Origin of the sequence: Paenibacillus sp. 8b26 (genome assembly GCF_050626875.1) — a bacterium.
Classification (GTDB): domain Bacteria; phylum Bacillota; class Bacilli; order Paenibacillales; family Paenibacillaceae; genus Paenibacillus.
The window spans coordinates 3,285,444-3,305,578 of record NZ_CP192445.1; the positions used below are offsets into that span (position 1 = coordinate 3,285,444).

Annotated in this window: 17 protein-coding genes; all 17 read left to right on the top strand. The window is 51.1% G+C overall.

The window, feature by feature from the left end; all coding sequences use genetic code 11:
• The first annotated feature begins 7 nt into the window (after positions 1 to 7).
• The gene (locus ACQ4MX_RS15090; protein WP_431085671.1) at positions 8 to 1,996 is read left to right on the top strand and encodes a DHH family phosphoesterase; all 1,989 of its coding nucleotides are present in this window, start codon (positions 8 to 10) and stop codon (positions 1,994 to 1,996) included.
• Positions 1,993 to 2,436, top strand: coding sequence for a 50S ribosomal protein L9 (gene rplI / locus ACQ4MX_RS15095; protein ID WP_431085672.1), 444 nt, complete (start codon positions 1,993 to 1,995; stop codon positions 2,434 to 2,436). Before ACQ4MX_RS15090 ends, rplI begins: the two co-directional genes overlap by 4 nt.
• A gap of 2 nt (positions 2,437 to 2,438) precedes the next feature.
• Complete coding sequence (dnaB, locus tag ACQ4MX_RS15100; RefSeq protein WP_014278975.1) at positions 2,439 to 3,797, top strand: replicative DNA helicase; 1,359 nt, start codon at positions 2,439 to 2,441, stop codon at positions 3,795 to 3,797.
• A gap of 379 nt (positions 3,798 to 4,176) precedes the next feature.
• A complete protein-coding gene (locus tag ACQ4MX_RS15105; protein WP_431085673.1) occupies positions 4,177 to 5,463 on the top strand; it encodes an adenylosuccinate synthase in 1,287 nt (428 codons plus the stop codon).
• Positions 5,464 to 5,707: 244 nt separating this feature from the next.
• Positions 5,708 to 6,532 carry an ABC transporter permease gene (locus ACQ4MX_RS15110; protein WP_431085674.1) on the top strand — a complete coding sequence of 275 codons (825 nt, stop codon included), beginning with the start codon at positions 5,708 to 5,710 and terminating at the stop codon, positions 6,530 to 6,532.
• Between the two features lie 28 nt (positions 6,533 to 6,560).
• Entirely contained in the window at positions 6,561 to 7,592 is a 1,032-nt protein-coding gene (locus tag ACQ4MX_RS15115) for an ABC transporter ATP-binding protein (protein ID WP_431085675.1), read from the top strand.
• Between the two features lie 98 nt (positions 7,593 to 7,690).
• Positions 7,691 to 8,860 (top strand): extracellular solute-binding protein, encoded by a 1,170-nt coding sequence (locus ACQ4MX_RS15120; protein WP_431085676.1) that lies wholly within the window; start codon positions 7,691 to 7,693, stop codon positions 8,858 to 8,860.
• A gap of 2 nt (positions 8,861 to 8,862) precedes the next feature.
• The gene (locus ACQ4MX_RS15125; protein ID WP_431085677.1) at positions 8,863 to 9,705 is read left to right on the top strand and encodes an ABC transporter permease; all 843 of its coding nucleotides are present in this window, start codon (positions 8,863 to 8,865) and stop codon (positions 9,703 to 9,705) included.
• A gap of 31 nt (positions 9,706 to 9,736) precedes the next feature.
• Positions 9,737 to 11,251 carry a hypothetical protein gene (locus tag ACQ4MX_RS15130; RefSeq protein WP_431085678.1) on the top strand — a complete coding sequence of 505 codons (1,515 nt, stop codon included), beginning with the start codon at positions 9,737 to 9,739 and terminating at the stop codon, positions 11,249 to 11,251.
• Positions 11,248 to 11,715 (top strand): hypothetical protein, encoded by a 468-nt coding sequence (locus ACQ4MX_RS15135; protein ID WP_431085680.1) that lies wholly within the window; start codon positions 11,248 to 11,250, stop codon positions 11,713 to 11,715. The genes ACQ4MX_RS15130 and ACQ4MX_RS15135 overlap by 4 nt, the downstream gene beginning before the upstream one ends.
• Positions 11,708 to 12,715, top strand: a complete 1,008-nt coding sequence (locus ACQ4MX_RS15140) for a CehA/McbA family metallohydrolase (protein ID WP_431085682.1) — start codon at positions 11,708 to 11,710, stop codon at positions 12,713 to 12,715. The genes ACQ4MX_RS15135 and ACQ4MX_RS15140 overlap by 8 nt, the downstream gene beginning before the upstream one ends.
• 38 nt (positions 12,716 to 12,753) lie before the next feature.
• Positions 12,754 to 13,470, top strand: coding sequence for a GntR family transcriptional regulator (locus tag ACQ4MX_RS15145; RefSeq protein WP_431085683.1), 717 nt, complete (start codon positions 12,754 to 12,756; stop codon positions 13,468 to 13,470).
• A 144-nt stretch (positions 13,471 to 13,614) separates the two neighbouring features.
• On the top strand, positions 13,615 to 14,190 hold the full coding sequence (locus tag ACQ4MX_RS15150) for a hypothetical protein (protein ID WP_431085684.1): 576 nt from the start codon (positions 13,615 to 13,617) through the stop codon (positions 14,188 to 14,190).
• Positions 14,191 to 14,465: 275 nt separating this feature from the next.
• Positions 14,466 to 15,989 (top strand): peptidoglycan DD-metalloendopeptidase family protein, encoded by a 1,524-nt coding sequence (locus ACQ4MX_RS15155; protein ID WP_431085686.1) that lies wholly within the window; start codon positions 14,466 to 14,468, stop codon positions 15,987 to 15,989.
• Between the two features lie 231 nt (positions 15,990 to 16,220).
• Positions 16,221 to 16,952, top strand: coding sequence for a response regulator YycF (yycF, locus tag ACQ4MX_RS15160; protein WP_134911790.1), 732 nt, complete (start codon positions 16,221 to 16,223; stop codon positions 16,950 to 16,952).
• A 71-nt stretch (positions 16,953 to 17,023) separates the two neighbouring features.
• Positions 17,024 to 18,778 carry a cell wall metabolism sensor histidine kinase WalK gene (walK, locus tag ACQ4MX_RS15165; RefSeq protein ID WP_431091344.1) on the top strand — a complete coding sequence of 585 codons (1,755 nt, stop codon included), beginning with the start codon at positions 17,024 to 17,026 and terminating at the stop codon, positions 18,776 to 18,778.
• Entirely contained in the window at positions 18,775 to 20,118 is a 1,344-nt protein-coding gene (locus ACQ4MX_RS15170; protein ID WP_431085689.1) for a YycH family regulatory protein, read from the top strand. The genes walK and ACQ4MX_RS15170 overlap by 4 nt, the downstream gene beginning before the upstream one ends.
• Positions 20,119 to 20,135: the final 17 nt, after the last annotated feature.

Consider the following 20,135-nt stretch of genomic DNA (forward strand, 5'->3'; position numbering starts at 1 on the left):
AACAGTCATGCCTAAATTTCTACAAAAACGCTGGCACGGCTATCAGACTGTCTGGGCGTTTTTACTGCTGCTGGTGCTTGTCATATGTATTTCCATGTATAACTGGGAACTGGGTGTGATGGGACTGGTGCTGTCATTCTTGCTCGGCGGGCTGATGCTGAAGACGGAATTGGATTTCCGTCGGGAACTGAATCAATATATCAGTGGCCTTTCCTTTCGCATCAAGCGGGTGGAAGGGGAAGCGATCAGCTCACTGCCGTTTGGCATCATTTTATATAGTGAAAATCGAACGGTGGAATGGCACAATCGGTTCGCAGGGGAAATGTTCGAGGACCAGTCACTGATAGGCGAGCCGCTTCAGGACCTCTTTCCTCAGCTGGCAGGAGCTTTGGGTGCCAAAAAGGAGACGAAGGAGCCAGTTCGTGAGCTAAAGGTGGAGCTACAGCATGATGAGCGCTACTATCAGTTCCTTATCGTGCTGGATGAGCGTCTGATTTATTTGTATGAAGTAACGGAGCTGGCGGTGCTGCGCAAGCAGTATGAGAACGAGCGGCTGGCGCTCGGCATCGTTATGCTTGATAATATGGATGAAGCTGCTCAGGGAATGGACGATCAGCAGCGTACCGCGCTTATTGCGAAGGTGTCGAGCGAGATTACAGCATGGGCCAACCAGTACAATATTTATTTGCGCCGTTTGTCATCCGAGCGTTACCTCACCATGCTGAATCACAAGGCACTTCAGGAGCTGGAGCAAAGTCGATTCGTCATTCTGGACACGGTACGGGAAATGACGGCCGATTTGAAGGTGCCGATGACACTGAGCATCGGCTTGTCCTTCGGCGCGGAGAGCATTAAAGAGCTGGGCGAGCTGGCTCAGTCCAGTCTGGATATGGCGCTCGGACGGGGCGGCGACCAGGCGGCGGTGAAGGCCGGACAGCGTCTATCTTTTTACGGCGGCAAGTCCAATGCTGTCGAAAAGCGTACACGGGTGCGCGCGCGGGTCATTGCGCATGCGCTGCGTGATCTGATGCAGGAGAGCGATCGCGTGCTGATCATGGGGCACAAAATACCGGACATGGACGCACTGGGAGCGGCCATCGGGGTGTGGAAGGCCGCAGCGCTCTACAACGTAGAGGCGCACATCGTGTTGGATAAATCCAATCCGTCCATCGACCGGATGATGGAGCAGGTGAACAAGGACGAGAATCTGTCGGCAGCGCTCATGACGCCGGAGCAGTCGCTCCAGCTGATGACCGAGCACAGCCTGCTGGTCGTGGTGGATACGCACAAGGCCTCCATGACGATTGAGCCAAAATTGGTGCAGACGGCGAGCAGGGTGGTCGTTGTAGACCATCATCGTCGGGGCGAGGAGTTTATTAACGACTCTGTTTTGATTTATCTGGAGCCGTATGCGTCGTCGGCTTGTGAGCTGGTGACAGAGCTGCTGCAATATATTCATGAAAAGGTTCAACTGACGCCGCTGGAGGCGACATCGTTGCTTGCGGGGATAACGGTAGATACCAAGCATTTTTCCCTGCATACAGGCTCGCGTACGTTTGAGGCAGCCGGTTTTTTGCGGCGTAGCGGGGCGGATACGGTGATGATCCAGCGCTTGTTAAAAGAGGACCTGGATGAATATATTGCTAAGGCGGAAATTATTAAGCATGCTAAAATGATATATGGGCACATCGCGCTTGCGGTGACAGAGCCCGGACAGAAGATACCGCAGCTCCTGATTGCTCAGGTGGCGGATTCATTACTCAATATGACGGATGTACTGGCCTCCTTTGTGGTCAGTGAACGTCCTGACGGCCTGGTGGGGATCAGCGCCCGTTCACTCGGACGCATGAACGTACAGGTCGTCATGGAACGGCTAGGCGGCGGAGGACATCTGACGAATGCGGCGGTCCAGCTGGATTGTCCGCTGGAGGAAGCCAAACGCAGAGTGGTCGACGTGCTGGCCGAAATTGATGGGGAAGAGGGGTTATTTGAATGAGAGTGATTTTTATTAAAGATATGAAGGGTCAAGGCAAGAAGGGTCAAATTAAGGAAGTATCGGATGGGTATGCAGCGAATTTCCTACTGCCACGCAGTATTGCCCGCCCGGCGACGGAAGGGAACATGAAGACGCTGGAGAACCAGAACGCTGCTGAAGAAAAGCGCAAGCAAGAGGAAAAGGAAGAGGCGCAGGCACTCGGCAAAAAGCTGGAATCCACAACCGTTCAGCTTAAAGCAAAAGCTGGTGAAGGCGGTCGACTGTTCGGAGCGATTACAAGTAAGCAAATCGCGGAGGCGGTCGCTGCGACGGGGATTAAGCTGGACAAACGCAAAATCGAGCTGGAAGAACCGATTCGTACGTTGGGCGTGACTCAAATGACCGTTAAGCTTCATCCTGAGGTCAAAGCTACGCTGAAGGTACAGGTGACCGAAGAATAATTATGGGCGGCGAATTTTTCGATCGGATTCCTCCGCAAAACCTGGAGGCAGAACAGGCGGTTATTGGGTCCATTTTGCTCCAGTCCGAAGCACTGATTACAGCGATGGAGCGGGTGCAGACCGAGGATTTTTACGATAAGGCTCACCAGATGATTTACGAAGCGATGATTGAGCTGGGTGAATCCGGACAGCCGATAGACTTGGTCACCCTGACCTCGAAAATTCAGGACAAGGGTCAGCTGGAGGATATCGGGGGCGTCAGCTATTTGGCGAAGCTGGCTCACGGGGTGCCGACGGCGGCTAACGTGGATTACTACGCTCAGATCATTGAAGAAAAGGCGATGCTCCGCCGATTGATTCGTGCAGCCACGCAGATTGTGAGCGAAGGCTATAGCGGCGGCGAGGACGTCGCTGGTATGCTGAGCGATGCCGAGCGCAAGATTATGGAGATATCCAACGGGCGCTCGGGCAGCGGTTTTATTGCCATCCGCGATGTCGTGATGGAAGTGTTCGACCGGGTCGAATTGCTGCACCAGAACAAGGGTAATACGACCGGGATTCCGTCCGGCTTTGTTGATTTGGACAAGATGACGGCGGGTTTCCAGCGTAATGATCTAATCATTGTAGCAGCTCGTCCATCCGTGGGTAAAACGGCGTTCGCCCTGAATATTGCGCAAAACGTTGCGGTTCGGGCGAAGGAGACGGTAGCCATCTTCAGTCTGGAAATGTCGGCGGCCCAGCTCGTTCAGCGGATGATCTGCGCCGAGGCCAATCTGGACGCGAACGTCATGCGGACAGGTGATTTTAAAGGCGACGACGATTGGGCAAAGCTGACGATGGGCATTGCGGCCTTGTCGGAGGCCGAGATCTATATTGACGATACGCCGGGTATTACGGTTGCGGATATCCGTGCCAAGTGCCGCCGTCTTAAGACGGAAAAAGGACTGGGTATGATCGTGATCGACTACTTGCAGCTCATTCATGGGCGCGGGAAATCGGGCGAGAATCGGCAGCAGGAGGTATCCGAAATTTCACGGACCTTGAAGCAAATTGCCCGTGAGCTTGAAGTGCCTGTAATCGCCCTTTCCCAGTTGAGCCGGGGTGTAGAGCAGCGTCAGGACAAGCGTCCGATGATGAGTGACTTGCGGGAATCCGGTTCCATTGAGCAGGATGCTGATATCGTCGCGTTTCTGTACCGGGATGATTACTACAATCAGGAAACGGAAAAGAAAAATATTATTGAGATTATCATTGCCAAGCAACGTAACGGCCCGGTCGGCACGGTAGAGCTGGTGTTTCTCAAAAATTATAATAAATTCGCCAATTACGAGCGTGCCCATTCGGATGCGTTCGCTGGATAACGGAATGATATATTTGAAGAAAGGCTCTTTCGACGCGGTTTTCGTGATGTCGGAGGGGCCTTTTACATACGATATTCATAAGTTTTTATATAAGGTCCGAAACTCTCAATTACGAACAATACTATTTTCATGTGATATAATGTTCGCTTTTTATTTGACTTTGAAAAATGGTGCTGTTACACTTATAGTGCTGCTTCAACGCAGTGGGGAGATCATTACGCCCGGGGCTTTCCGTACCTACGGAATGTCTGCGACGGACGTTTTTTCCTGCTGTCCGAGAACGCTCCCTATCTGTCCGCTCAGGCGGTTGAAATCGGATATGCGCAGCGCGTCAGCTCAAAATCAGAGTGTCTGTGGGCACTCCACGGAGGAATGAAACATGTCAACTGTAGTCGTTGTGGGAACACAATGGGGAGACGAAGGCAAAGGTAAAATTACGGACTATCTGGCGGAAAGCGCTGAAGTGGTGGCCCGTTACCAAGGCGGAAACAATGCTGGTCATACGATTCTCATTGACGGTAAAAAGTACAAGCTGAGCCTGATTCCATCCGGCGTTTTTTATGAAGATAAAAAGTGTGTCATTGGCAACGGCATGGTAGTTAATCCGGCCGCTCTTATTGAAGAAATTACTTACATTCACGATAATGGCTTCTCTACGAAAAATCTGGTCATTAGTGACCGTGCACATGTTATTATGCCATACCACATCACGTTGGATGTGCTGGAAGAAGACCGCAAAGGACCTAACCAAATCGGTACTACGCGTAAAGGGATCGGCCCTGCTTATATGGATAAAGCTGCTCGTAACGGTATTCGTATTGCTGATTTGCTGGATGCAGAGGAATTTGAAACGAAGCTGCGCCTTCAAGTGAAGGAAAAGAATCAGATGATCGAACAGGTATATGGCGGCGAGCCGCTGAATGTGGAAGACATACTGAAACAATACCTGGAGTATGCAGAATTTGTTCGTCCTTATGTAGGGGATACGTCTGTTGTGCTGAATGATGCGATTGATGCGGATCAAAAGGTACTGTTCGAGGGCGCGCAAGGCGTTATGCTCGATATCGACCAAGGTACGTATCCGTACGTTACGTCCTCGAACCCATCGGCTGGCGGCGTATGTATCGGTTCCGGTGTAGGCCCGTCCAAGATCCAACAGGTCATTGGTGTAGCCAAATCGTACACAACTCGTGTCGGTGACGGTCCATTCCCAACGGAACTGAATGATGAAATCGGCGATTACATCCGTGAAACAGGTCATGAGTATGGTACCGTTACAGGTCGTGCTCGTCGTGTTGGCTGGTTTGATAGTGTGGTTGTACGTCATGCCCGTCGTGTCAGCGGACTTACAGGTTTGTCCTTGAACTCGCTGGACGTATTGACAGGTCTGAAAACGGTGAAAATTTGCACAGGCTACAAGTATCGCGGTGAGGTGATTACGCATTATCCGGCTAGTTTGAAAATGCTAGCGGAGTGCGAGGCTGTTTACGAAGAAATGCCAGGCTGGAGCGAAGACATTACTGGCGTGAAAACGCTGGAGGAATTGCCTGAGACTACTCGTAATTACGTACAACGCGTATCCGAGCTGACAGGTATTCCAATTGCGATCTTCTCTGTTGGTCGTAACCGTGACCAAACGAACCAAGTGCTTCCAATTTACCTGTAAACCAGCGGAATCGTTTTATCTGTTAAGGCGTTATGCCTATTTAATTGTATAGCTATTCCTGCACGACCAAGGAGAGAGAGGCTGTTAAAGCCTCCCTCTCCTTTTTTTTATGTAAAAAGCGTTCCTCTGATTTGCGTCCCCTTTACAAAATCTTATCGCCCATGTCGATTTGTGATAACAAACCCTCTATATAATCCAGATAGAAAGAGATTCGGACGTCTAGACGACTTGAAAGGGATGAATTATGAACTGGTATCTTCGCTCACTTGGCACACGCAAAATTGTGGAGTTCATCGTGCTCGTTATTTTCGTCATTTTTTTCCTGGGGCCTCTGACCAATCTGCTGCTGCTGGCGATTTCGGGAAAATGGCAGTATCCTGCACCGCTGCCACAGAGTTTGTCACTGGAATGGTGGAAATTTGTATTGACACAGGATGATGTGCTCAGCTCTATATCTCTATCCTTCCTGATCGCTATTACCGTTACAGTCTGCTCGATTATTGTATGTGTTCCCGCTGCCTACGCCTTCGCGCGGATTTCGTTTCCACTTAGCAAGTGGTTTTTGTTTTCATTTTTGCTCACGCATGCTTTTCCGAAAATGGGATTGTACGTGTCCATCGCGGTGTTGTTCTACAAGTTCGGGCTGATGAACACCTTTGCGGGCATTGTATTGATCCACATGGTGAACACGCTGATGTACATGACCTGGATTCCTTCCTCTGCGTTCCGCAGCGTCCATCGCGCTCAAGAGGAATCTGCCCGGGATGCTGGGGCGGGACCGTTACGGGTTTTCTGGAAAATTACGTTCCCCATGGCGCTGCCCGGCATTGTGGTCGCTTCCATTTTTACATTTCTCGCTTCATTAGATGAGGCGCAGGGAACGCTGCTCGTCGGGACACCGGACTATAAAACGATGCCTGTCATTATGTATTCCATTATTGCGGATTATCCGAGTACCACGGGTGCTGTATTCTCTGTCATTTTGACTCTGCCCACGGTGATCCTGCTGCTGGCCGCAAGGCGTTTCGTAAGCGCGGACGTGCTGGCTGGCGGATTCCAGGTGAAATAACGCAATTGGTAAAAAGGAGCCAAAGCTAATGTCCATTCAATTATCCATTCGTGAGTTAACCAAACGTTTTAAGACGGGAGACGGAGTCAAGGGCATTTCACTTGACGTGATGAAAGGGGAACTTGTGACCCTGCTAGGCCCTTCTGGCTGTGGTAAAACAACCGTGCTTCGCTCCATTGGCGGCTTTCTGGACCCGGACAGTGGCGACATCCAGATTCAGGGCAAAAGTGTGCTCAAGTTGCCACCCGAAAAACGCCCGACCGCTATGGTGTTCCAAAGCTATAATTTGTGGCCGCATATGACGGTGTATGACAACCTTGCTTTCGGGCTGAAGATTCGTAAGGTGAAAAAGGCAGAGATTGACCGCCAGGTGAAGGAAGCGCTGGCGCTGGTTCGGCTGGAGACGGCAGAGCGTAAAACGCCGGGACAGCTCTCCGGCGGTCAGCAGCAGCGGGTAGCGCTCGCTCGGGCTCTGCTGCTAAAGCCGGATGTGCTGCTGCTGGACGAGCCTTTTTCCGCGCTAGATGCCAAGCTGCGCATGGAGATGAGGGAGGAGCTGCGCGACATCCAGACCCAGACGGGAATGACGATGGTGTTCGTCACCCACGATCAGGAGGAGGCGCTGTCCATTTCCGACCGGATTGTAGTTATGAATGCGGGACGGATTGAGCAGCTCTCTTCGCCGCAGGAGATTTATGACAAGCCACAGTCGCTTTTTGTAGCGGGCTTTATTGGCCGGATCAATTTATTAAAGGGGGTGAGTACAGGTCGCAGTGTGTCCGTGAGCGGAATTGCGTTTGCGCAGGAGCATGAATACAGCGGTGAATCCATGGTCGGTGTAAGGCCAGAGGATATTGTTCTGACGACGGAAGAAAACGGCTCTCTAGCCGGAACGATCAGACAAGTGATGATTCTCGGGCATTATGCGGAGGTTTCGCTGGATAGCGGTACCGATCATCTGAAAATGTTTGTGCCCCGTGAACGGGCGGCTGATCTGCGCAGTGGAGAGCAAGTCAGATTCAGCTTCAGTAAAATTGTTACTTTTCCAGCAGCACAGTGAAGATTCACGATCAACCTCTACATCGCATCAATGTCCATCATGAACGCATCATCTGGTGATGCTGCGAACTTGTGCAACTATCTAAAGGAGGCAACAACGTGTTTGGGAAAAAGAAGATGGGTCTGATTTTGTCTGGGGTGCTTAGCTTATCGTTGTTGGCTGGATGTGGAACCGGCGGTAATGCCGCTACAGCTACAGGGGAGGCCAAGGATACGAAAGCGGGAGCAGCTACGGGAACGACAGAAATCTCCTTGTACACTGGCGGTTCTTTGAACGTCAAAGAGCTGTGGGAGACGTTAATCAAGGACTTTGAAGCTAAAAATGATCACGTTAAGGTCAAACTGGTATATTTGCCAGCGGGAACCGGGGGCGCATCTACGCTGGATCGACTGATCGCAGCCAAGAAAAGCGGTCAAACCGATACAGATATCGACCTGTACGAAGGCAGTCTGGATGACATCACCAAAGGGGTAGGCGAAAAACTGTGGGAAACGGTAGACAACGCCAAAGTTCCGAACTTGGCGAATGTCGATGAAACGTATCTCAAGCAAGTAAACAATCAGGCCATTCCATACCGGGCATCTTCGGTTGTCCTCGCCTACAACAGTGCAAAAGTAGCGACACCTCCGAAAACAGCGGATGAGCTGTATACGTGGATTCGCCAGCATCCGGGCAAGTTTGCTTATAACGACCCGTCCACGGGTGGATCAGGCAGCTCGTTTGTGAACACGGTCATCTATAATTTCCTTCCTCCAGAAGCGATGAACAGTGATGATCCGGCAAATATGAAGAAATGGGATCAAGGCTTCTCGCTGCTCAAAGAACTGGGTCCTTCGATGTACCAAAAGGGAGTCTATCCGAAAAAGAACCAAGGCACGCTTGATATCTTGGCAAGTGGAGAGGTGGACATGGTTCCGGCTTGGTCCGATATGGCGCTCGAGCAACTGGCTAAGGGTCTGCTTCCAGACACGGTGAAGCTGACACAGATCGACCCTGCTTTTACAGGCGGTCCGTCTTATCTGATGGTTCCTTCGCTTTCCTCCAAAAAAGAAGCAACACAGGAATTCCTGAACTACGTGCTGACGCCGGAAGCGCAAACGGTGGTCATCAACAAAATGTACGGCTATCCGGGGATTAAGTGGAATCTGATGCCAAGTGAATTGCAAGAAAAATTCAACAGTGTATCTTCTGGATACCGCAGCTTTAATAGCGGCGAGCTTCAGCAGGAAATCTACAAACGCTGGCAGAGTGAAGTAGCAGGCGGTTGATCATGAGTTCATCGTCCAAAAGGGGGATGCTAGGGCTTGCCCTGGTCATCCCGTCTTTTCTCATTTTGCTGATTGTCGTCATTATTCCGATTCTCTATGCCGTAAAGGAAAGTCTGATTGACCAGCAGGGGACGGGCTACGGGCTGGCGAACTATATCCGCCTGTTTACGGAGCCTGCGATGCGAAAAAACATTATATATACGATCAATGTCACACTGGTCTCGACAGCCCTCACATTGGTCATCAGCTACGCTTTAGCGATTTATCTGCGATTTGGAAAAGGTTTTGTTGTCAAATGGATCGGCCGATTGTATTTTGTCCCGATGTTCGTTCCCGGCGTAATTGCAACCTATGCGATCATTACGATGTACGGCAATCATGGCTGGGCTGCACGCCTTTTGTTGCCGCTGGGTATTGAAACCATTCCGAGGATTATTTACGACTACAAAGGACTGGTACTGGCTAATCTGTGGTTTAACATTCCGTTCGCCACGATGCTCCTAAGCTCGGCCTTGGCCAGCATTCCAAACGCTGTTGTAGAGAGTGCCAGAGACGCGGGAGCCAGCACGCTGCAACTGTTTGGGCGCTTTATTTTACCCCTTTCCTACAAAACGATGTGGGTTGCGGTGACCTTCATCTTTATGGGGATTATGGGCAGCTTCACGGCTCCCTTCCTGATCGGTGCCAACTCGCCGCAGGTGCTGGGTGTCGCGATGCAGCAGGTGTTTTCCAGCTATCAGGAGACGCATACAGCCAGCGCAATGGCAGTGTTTATGTTTTTGCTGTGTTCTTTTATGGGCTACTTTTATATTCGGACAATGGTGAAGGATGCGGATGCGAGCTAGACGGCCGCTATACACTAAGGAGGTTACAGGGATGAACAGCCAAGCAGAGGTGCAGATTACCGGGTTTAGTGGGCGAGTGTGGGAAAAGGATCTGCTGGATTGCGGGTATCGGATTTCCTTACACAAAGCGGAGGTTGAACTCAGTCCGGGGAATGGATTCCGGTTCACGTTTTCCATGCCGGAAGACGGATTCGCAGAGCTTGATCTGCTCGCCAGATCGGACAGTGATTGGGCTGCTACAGATCGGGAATCCGCTTTCGTGCGCCTCTACCTGAACGAAGCCTATAATCAGGATGTTATTTTGTATTATGGCAGCAGTCAGGGAGTGTACACACGTTTGTTGGGGTATCTAAAAGAAGGCGATTATGAGGTGTATGCCGAATTTCGTGAGCTGGAATCGGCTCCGCTTGTATCCAGAGCGTGGATCGACGGGGTTGAACTGCGCTGTGTGGCCGATTCGTCTCCAAGGTCGCTGATTTATCGCCACACCCCACTTTTATACGGTCGCAATCTGGCACATCCCTATGAGAACCGCTTTACGGATACACCGCTTGTTCTGTTCTACTCCGTGGAAGAGAATGAGGGGAAAACGGTCATTGAATACCAGATGATGTACAGCCATGAGGATGAAGGAACGCCCGCACCGCTGCTCATGAGCAAATGGGGGAGAACCACCGATATCGAATGGATGTACCGCGTCGAGCTGGATGCCGGGGGCAATGTTCTGGATGCTGTTTTCCAGGGGGCACATCATATTACGACTGCGTTTAATGGCAACTATGATCTGGGCGGGCATCCTGTTCTCCAATCCGCAACAACCAATGGAAACTTTAAGGATGACATTTCATCAGACTATCGTTTTATGCTGCCGCCTGCTTTCCAGTGGAAGCCAGAGGAAGAGCCGCGTGAGGCGGTCATGAGCCGTTTTCCTTTTGCCTATCAGGTCACCGGGTGGGAGATGGAGCGTCAGCAGGAGCTGGAAATGCCGTCAAATGCGTCTTCCATTATGCTTGCCAACCAGCGCAGCTATGTATTTATCCAGACTTCAAAACGCCCCTTAAGGGATTCCAGCAGTGAATTGTCTCCAGCGTCCAAGCCAGGCTTTAACCGACGCGAGGAAGATGCCTGTGTGGATATAGAGCTTCGCCTTCACGGCTCGGAGCAGTGGTATTCATCGTGCTATCATGATCTGCGACTGGGTGATTTCAGGGCTGCTTATGAGGGTGCAGAGTCGCATTTTTCTACAACGGTCAAGTTATCTGGAGAGGCTGTGCTTGAGGATATAGCTGAAATCAGAGCCGTATTGCTGGAGGGCGGTGCGGACAGCATGGAAGTGGCTGGACTGTATGCTTTTACGCTAAACGAGGATTATCTGCCGCAGTTTCCTGGTATTCGTACGGACCGGGTGATTGAGCTAACGCGGCATCATCCAGCGGGTATTTTGTGGGCAGCAGACAAAGACATGTCGGGTGATGAAGACCATACTGTGAATGATATGGTGAAGCATGTTGTGGATGAACCGTCTAGCCAGGATGGGGAGTCATGAGCAGGCTACTGTACGTGGAGGGAACGGTCGATAGAACTTGCACCCAGAGCCATATTACGTACTCTTTTCACATCCCACAGCCGACTGACACGATCCACATTCACTTCTCTTACACCCCCAAGTTATTGGAGGATCAAGAGCAAGCGCGAGAAATTATTGAGGGAAGCATGAGCAAATACGGATACGACGAACCGGGACATTCATCCGATCTGTGGAAGAAGTATATACCGCTGCAAAATTTATTGACATTGTCTGTCGATGACCCTCTCCGTCACCGGGGAAATGCACACCGTCCCGAGATGCAGCAGGAGCATTGGCTCGGCTCGTCTGCGGCTTCGCCGGGATTCCTCGCAGGAGATAATCCGGCGGGCATGTGGCGGATTACCGTCAGTCTGCATGCCGTTGTGACTGAGACGCTTGTTTACCAAATTCACGTATTGGGGGAGGAGGCCATATATGCTTAAATGGATTCCGTCTGAGCTTCACACCCATACGCTTCACAGCGACGGAAAGCAAACGCTGGAGGAGCTTGCCCAAAGCGCAAAAAATCTCGGGCTTGAATGCATCGCTATGACGGATCACAATACGCAGTCGGCACTTGCGGATCAGGAACGGGTCCAGCAGCAGTTCGGTGTCCCGATCATTTCAGGGATGGAGTGGACGACCTTTTACGGACATATGCTGACGCTGGGAGTAGAGCGCTTTATTGACTGGCGTGTGCTGGGACCGGATGACATTCATGAGGGAATCCGGCAGGTGCATGAGCAGGGAGGCATTGCCGGGCTTGCCCATCCATTCAGGATCGGAAGTCCGATCTGTACGGGGTGCTTTTGGGAATACACCATTCAGGACTGGCATGAGGTCGATTATATTGAGGTCTGGTCGACGCTCATGCCGTCTATTAAGCGGGACAGCCAGCGGGCGTTTGCCATGTGGACGGATTTATTGAATCAGGGGTATCGCATCACTGCGGTAAGCGGTCGGGACTGGCATGTATCTAAACCGGATGATGCGCTTCCGGCTGTGACGTATCTGGGCGTTCATGATGAAACAGAACAGCAGGAGAGTCTGGCCGACCGGGCAGTGGAGGCGATCCGCCTCGGTTCGGTGTCGGTTACGATGGGGCCGTTACTGACGATGTCGGCACAAATTAATGACAGCGATAAGCGGTATGGTATCGGCGAATGTGTAGAGCTGGCTGTGGAGGACTCACTGTCCGTGACGGTTCAATTGGATGTGGAAACGAGAGCAGCCCATTACAACCTTGAGCCTCAGAACCTTCGCCTTCTGCTGACAAGCGGCCAGGGGGTATGCTCCGAAACTTATATCCCTGCTCAATCAGGTGAATATACGCTATCATTACAAGATCCAACAGGAAAAGGCTGGGTGCGAGCCGAATTATATGGATATATGGAAGATTGCGTCACGATGATTGCCTTTACAAATCCGATGTATATCACTTGAACTCAGGTCACTATAATAGAAAGGCTGGGCTTTGGACGGTGTCAACAAAACAAGAGAACATTAAGCAGCTTATAGAGGAATATATAGAGGTCAACCAAATTGAGCCGGGCGAGAGGCTGCCTTCGGAAGCTGAACTTTCCCGATTGTTCTGCGTCTCGCGTGCGACGCTACGGGGAGCCGTCCGCCAGTTGGAAACGGAAGGCAAGCTGTTGGTGAAGCATGGGAGTGGTACGTTCGCTACTTGCCCGCTGCCGAGCATTCCAAGCTCGCTGGACCGCCTGTACAGCATCGGGGACATGATCCGTTCGGCAGGGTTGCGGGAGGATGAGCAGTTGGAATCTATCCAGAGGATGACGGTATGTCCCCCTGATATTGCCGAACGAATGAGGTTTTCCGAGAATGAGCCCATGATCGTTCTGGAGCGTACTCGCACAGCCGATGGAGAAGCGGTAGCACATTCTATCAATTGGATGCCGGAGACATTGGCAGGTTCGATTTTGGACGGCGAGTCTTTTTCAGGCTCGCTTTTTCAAAGTCTGGAACTTAAAGCCGGGGTACGAATCGTTGGTGCGTATTCGGAGCTTACTGTCCCGAGTCATGATGATGCCCATATGACGCGCCTGTTGAAGCATCCGCAGGCTACGGTGTTACTGCTCAAGCAGCTTCATTATGATGAGCTGAACAGACAGGTGTTGTATTCACTGGATTATGTCCGCAGCGACATTTTCCATTTTTGGGTGCGCCGTACGCGCTGATCCGTGGAAGAATCACATCTACTATCTAATCGTGCTAGTTTTACATATTCCAAGGGTTAAAAATCGTCATATCTCGTCAATACTGATCTATATGCACTTCATGATGATACACATGGCAGGATGCGTATAAGGAGGTAACGGGATATGAGGTGGCTTGGATGGCTGCTAAAAAAAGGAATGACGGTGGTGCTGGTCAGCGCTTTAACGCTGGCGGTAACAGGTGTGGTCGTGAATGCCTATGTTCAATCGCTGCTGCGGCAGTTTAACATCCAACTGGATCATCAGCCAGTATGGGGATTGGGCTGGCTGAATGGAATCTCTGGTACTGATAAAAGTACAGATACAGGAAAAAACAAAGCTACGGGCGGCGGTTCGGAAAGTGTAAAACCGCCTGATGATGCTTTACCTGTCATGGGACAGGGATTAGATGAGAGTGGGAGCGGCGCAGGAGGTACAGCTACACCTGAAACGAGTATTGAAGGTCATGACCTGGTCATTACGCCTGATAATTTGACGGAAAAGAAGAATAGCTTACCCGCAGAGCAGAAGCAGGAAATTTTCGCGATTCTGATGAATAAGCTACCGCCTGAGGAATTGCAGAAAATATCAGCCGCGATGGAAGGCGGTCTGACCGAGCAAGAGCTTCAGGATATTCAGCAGGTGCTTGCCAAATATTTGACCAAAGAGGAATACAACAAGCTGATGGGTATGCTTAAATAGACATGCTCACAACAGGACTGTGGAATCCGCGCCGAGCGCGGATTTTTTTGCGTGTCAGGAAGGATCTAGGGTGCAGTTGAATTCTTTGTAAAAGCTATGTTAAAGTAAACAGTGTCGCGAAAAGGTTAAAATTTTGAAACCTTTTACGCAACTATGCAATGATAGATAGCGACTAATATCATAGATGCTTGTGAATACAGGCTGGATTCATAGGGTGAAAGACCAATAACGAACGCATTTATATAGAGATAAGATATGCTGAAAAGGAGAGAATCATGGAGGTTTTGAAGGAGAAGCATTCACCAGACAGCATGAATGAAGATTCGAGCATGGAAGACAAGCCTGCTGGGAAAGCGGGAAAAATAGCAAAGTGGTGGAGCGGACAGAGAAAATGGTTGAGCTGGACCGCAGGTGGTGTAGTGATTGCAGGCAGTCTTATTTTTGCGGGTAACCAATATGTCGGGGCCAATACGGTCCCTTATTATAAAGTGTATGTAAAGGGTGTCGAGGTCGGAAGCATCCTCAATGAGCAACAGCTAAAGCAATTGTATGCAACGAAGAGCAAGCAATATAAGGACAAGTATCCCGGTGTGGACATGGTGCTCAATACGAGCGCGGTAACAACAGGCATTGAAAAGGCGTATAAAGTGGATATCGACAGCGGAGCAACACTGAAGAAGCTGGATGGTATGCTGACTGCGTATGCCAAAGGGGTAGAAGTAAAGGTCAATGGCCAGACGGTCGGTATTGTAAAGGATAAAGCGACTGCGCAGGCGGCTTTGAAGCAAGTGCAGAAGAAATACACACCTGCGGGTGAAGGCACGGCTACAGGCACCAAGGGACTGGTTCGCAAAACATCCGTGGGCAGCAGTCATGCAAGTGCCAGTAGCAAAACGCCTAAAGCGTGGCTGGAGTCTGCCAGCATTCGTGAGAAAATTGCATACGAGCCTGTAAAAGCAGACCCGAACAAGGTGCTGACTGAGGCAGAAGCGGTTACAGCGCTGACCGAAGCGCGTGAGGCACCCGTAACGTACACAGTACAGGAAGGCGATTCCTTGTCGTCGATTGCGAATAAATTTAATATGACCGCTTGGGAGATTAAGCAGAACAATCCCGGCTCGCGTGAGCGGTATCTGCAAATCGGGGATGAACTGAAGCTCACGGCTCCAAAGGCTCCGGTTACGGTCCGGACGGTGGAGAAAGTCGTCGAGCAGATTGCCATTGAGCCTGAGATTGAGGTTCGCCAAAGTGATGAACTGAAAGCAGGAGTTACCAAGGTTGTCAGACCGGGACAAGCAGGGTTGAAGGAAATGGATTACCGTCTGACCAAGGAGAACGGCGAGGTCGTGCAAGAGGAATGGCTCGGTCAAAAGGTATTGCAGCCGTCTGTTACCGAGGTGGTTCTGAAAGGAACGAAGGTCGTAGGTGAAGGCTCTGGGCAGTTCGCTTGGCCGGTGTCCGGCGCAACGATGTCGAGCAGCTTTGGCGCACGCTGGGGACGTATGCATGAGGGTGTCGATTTGGTTGGCAGTCCTGACATTCACGCATCGGATGAAGGTGTAGTTACATTTGCAGGTCAGCAGAATGGCTACGGCAATGTCATTATGATCGACCATCGTAACGGCTACCAGACGGTGTACGGGCATTTGAGCAGCATTGGCGTTCAAGTAGGACAGGTGGTTCAGCAAGGCGAGTCGATCGGAGTTATGGGTAACACGGGACGCTCGACAGGAACACATCTGCATTTTGAAATTCGTAAAGAGAATACGCCACGCAATCCAATGACGTATTTAAGATAGATGGATCGTTTATAACGATGAGTTATTGATGATTCATGAGGTTACGGGGGAAGGCCATGTTTTTCTGCATGCTTAACAGTAGTGCAGGCATGGCTTTTTTCGTGTAAGAAAAAGGGGCTGGACAAGTGATGGAATGGCGTGCGGGTATGGTAGAATAGAATAAGCAGCTTATGGACACTGACAAACGAAAGTTAATATATAACATGATCCGTGAGAAGAGGTGAGCGCTGTATGCAGGGAACGATTCTGGTGGTGGATGATGAACAGCCTATCGCTGATATTTTGAAATTTAATTTGGAAAAAGAGGGCTATCAGGTGATTTGCGCCTTCGATGGAATCAGCGCGGTGGATATCGCGGTCAAGCAGCAGCCTGACCTGATTCTGCTCGACCTGATGCTGCCGGGGATGGACGGCATGGACGTGTGCCGCGAGGTGCGCGGGCATCAGCTACAGACGCCGATTATTATGCTGACTGCCAAAGACGGCGAAATCGACAAGGTGTTGGGACTGGAACTGGGCGCAGATGATTATGTGACGAAGCCGTTCAGCACACGGGAATTGCTGGCGCGGGTGAAGGCACAGATGCGCAGACAGCAGCGCGGTGGGGGAGGCACGTCGGAAAGCCGCTCGCAGGAAGAGAAGCAGGGGCTGCGCGTGGCGGACCTCTTTTTTGATACGGATATGTATACAGCTTACAAAAACGGTACACCGCTCGATCTGACGCACCGGGAGTATGAGCTTCTGTATTATATGGCGAAAAATGCCGGGAAGGTCATGACGCGGGAGCATTTGCTCCAGGCGGTGTGGGGCTTCGAATACTACGGGGATGTGCGGACGGTGGATGTGACGATCCGGCGGCTGCGTGAGAAGATTGAGGAAAACCCGAGCAAGCCGGAGACGATCCTGACGCGCCGTGGACTCGGATATATTATTAGCGGAGGCAAAGGTGGCCTGCGGGCATGAGATGGCTGTCTTTCTTTCGCACTATTCATGCGAAGCTGATCATTATTTATGTGCTGTTGATTTTAGTGGCGATGCAGCTAATTGGGGTCTATTTTGTCAGCTCGATGAAGAACTCTTTGACGAGCAACTTTACACAGGACTTGCAGGCGCGGGCGGAAATGCTGTCCGTGCTGGCAGAGCAGGATCTGAACGGCAGTGACGGTAAAATGGAGGAAGACAGCGTGGAAAGTCTGCGCGCACGCGTGAATAATCTGTTTGATTTTAGCGGCGCAGAAATTCAGGTGCTGGATGCCAGCGGTAAGGTGCTGATTACGTCCCAAGGCTCACACGCCGATTATGTCGGACGCAAAAATACGCAGACGGTGGTCAGCCGCGCACTCCAGGGTATTCGTGACAACGAGGAGTACATGGTGGACGAGGATAATGTCCGCAAGAAGGTCGTCGCCAAGCCCGTCATCAGCCAAGGCAAGATTGTCGGCGCAGTGTATATCGCTGCCTCCATGACCGAGCTGTACGATACGATGAAACGCATTAACAATGTGTTTCTTTCAGGCATGCTGATTGCACTGGCGTTGACGGCTGTGCTGGGCGTGGTGCTGGCGCATACGATTACACACCCGATCAAGGTGATGACGCGTCATGCGACAGAGGTTGCCGAGGGCAAATTCGACCAGCAGATGCCTGTGTTTGGCGACGATGAGATCGGCAGGCTCAGTGTGGCCTTTAACTATATGACAGGCCGCTTGCGCGAGGCGTTGTCACAAAATGAAGAGGAGAAGGAAAAGCTCTCCTCCATCTTGACCAACATGAGCGACGGAGTGGTCGCTACAGATGACAATGGCCGGGTTATTCTGGTCAACCGCCGAGCCAGCGCGATGCTGGGCGTGAACGAGAACGAAATGACCGGCAGACATATCGCGGTGCTGCTCGGTATCGACCCGGAGGAAACCGAGGCCCTGTACAGCGGTTCTTCGGCCTCCACGCTGTTACAACTGGAGCCCGCGGGTCAGGACGAGCCGATCGTTATCCGCGTGACGTTCACGCCGATTCATCGGCGGGAATTTGGCATCACGGGAACGATTGCGGTGCTTCAGGACGTGACGGAGCAGGAGGAAATGGAGACGACACGGCGGGAGTTCGTAGCGAATGTATCGCATGAGCTGCGCACCCCGTTGACGACGATCCGCAGCTATGCCGAAGCGCTGGATGACGGGGCAATGGGTGAACCGCAGCTCGCGGAGCGTTTCGTAGGCGTGATCCGCAACGAGACGGAGCGTATGATCCGGTTAGTTACGGATTTGCTGCATCTGTCACGGCTGGATTCCAATGAATCGCCTTTGCGGATGCAGCCTGCGGACGTGATGGAAATGCTGGACGAAGTCGCGGATCGGTTTTCTTTTCAAATGAAGCAAAAGAATATCCGGTCTGGAATGTTCGTGGAGCAGGGGATCGGCAAGGTCGTGATTGACCGGGATCAAATTGAACAGGTGTTGGACAATCTGATGTCCAATGCTTTGAAATATACGCCGGAGGGCGGGAATATTCGAATTGAAGCTCGCCGTAATAGTGAGGGAATGCTGGCTATTTCGGTTCAGGATACCGGAATCGGGATTCCGAAAAAGGATTTGGACCGGATTTTTGAACGGTTTTACCGTGTGGACAAGGCCAGATCGCGCAATATGGGTGGCACAGGCTTGGGGCTATCGATTGCCCGGGAAATTGTAAAGGCGCATGGGGGCCAGATTTTTCTGGAGTCAGAATACGGTCAGGGAACCTGTACGACCTTTACGCTACCCATGTCGGGTGAAGGGAGGGAAGCACAGTGAAGGAACGTTTGAAGTCATGGGCGCTTATTTTGCTGGTTGCTTCCAGCCTCGTACAGAGTTATTTTCTGATTTATCGCCTTCCTGGCAGTGATTCTGTACTTACCTCAGAGACAAACTATGTTAAAACCGAGAGCATGGGACAGGAGAAAAAGATTGAAAATCTCGTGTTTCCCGATAAAATGCTGATTCACCAAGGGCAAAACAAGCATACCGTTTTTTATCCGGGTGTTGCTTTCTATGATTTGATTTTTAAACGGCTGGAAAGCCGGAGCTTTAACAGCTTTCAACGTCGAAGTATCCAGTCGGCGGATTGGGCGCGGATTCGCAGCGAGAATGAGGGCATGGAATTGTCTTTTTCAGGCGGGGTCCCGGTTTCATTACTGGAACGGGTCATGCGTCTGACGCCGGATTCTGTATTTCAGGGAGAGACGATTAACCGTATCTGGATCTATATAGATGAGAAAAATGCCAAGCCGCACGCTCTCTTTTTCAGTGCCAGAGGTGATGTGGTGTATGAGGCGAATCAGTTCGATATGACGGTGGAGGATATCCGGCAGCATGTGAATTTCGGTAAAAATGCCCCGTTGTACGAGCTGGTGGATAATCAGTATTACATTCCCGCAGATAACCTGGAGACGGTGCAGCCAGTGGTATATGCCGGGTTGTTCACGACAGAGCAGATGCAGCGGAATTTATTTTTCGATCCGGGGATTACGCGTAATATTCAGGAGAAGGATGGTTCGCAAATTTATACAGACAGCAAGCGCAGTCTGCAAATCAAGCAGGATCAGCGATGGATGAGCTATACCGATCCCAGCGCCCCGGGAGCGAGCGGAAGCAGCCCGATTAGGGATGTGTTGGCCGCAGTTGATTTTGTAAATCAGCATGGCGGTTGGGATGCTTCTTATCAACTGAAAATCAGAAGCAGTGATGAAAATCGTACAAGCGTGCTGTTCCAGCAGTATTACGGAGCTTATCCGGTGCTGGATACGCCATCCTTCCGGTTTGGCACGATTTTGTTGGAAATCCAGCAGGAAACGGCATCCGTCTATGATCGTTCGCTGTTGTATCTAAAGGGCGGCGAACAATCCTCGAAAAAGGTTATGCTTCCAGGCGGCGAAACTTTGAAGAAGCAGTTGGAAGCTGTAGCCAAAGGGAAAACGATTAGAAATCTGACCCCTGTATATCAGCCGGAGCTGACCAATGATGGGTTAAAGCTCGTTCCCGAGTGGCGGGTTACGTTGGGCGATGGTTCAGTGGCAGAGATTCACGCTGTGGCCGCAACAGCGACAACGTCGAGTACACCGCAAACACAGCAATCTCAGGAGTCAAAGAAGTGACCATATAGGCTTATGGC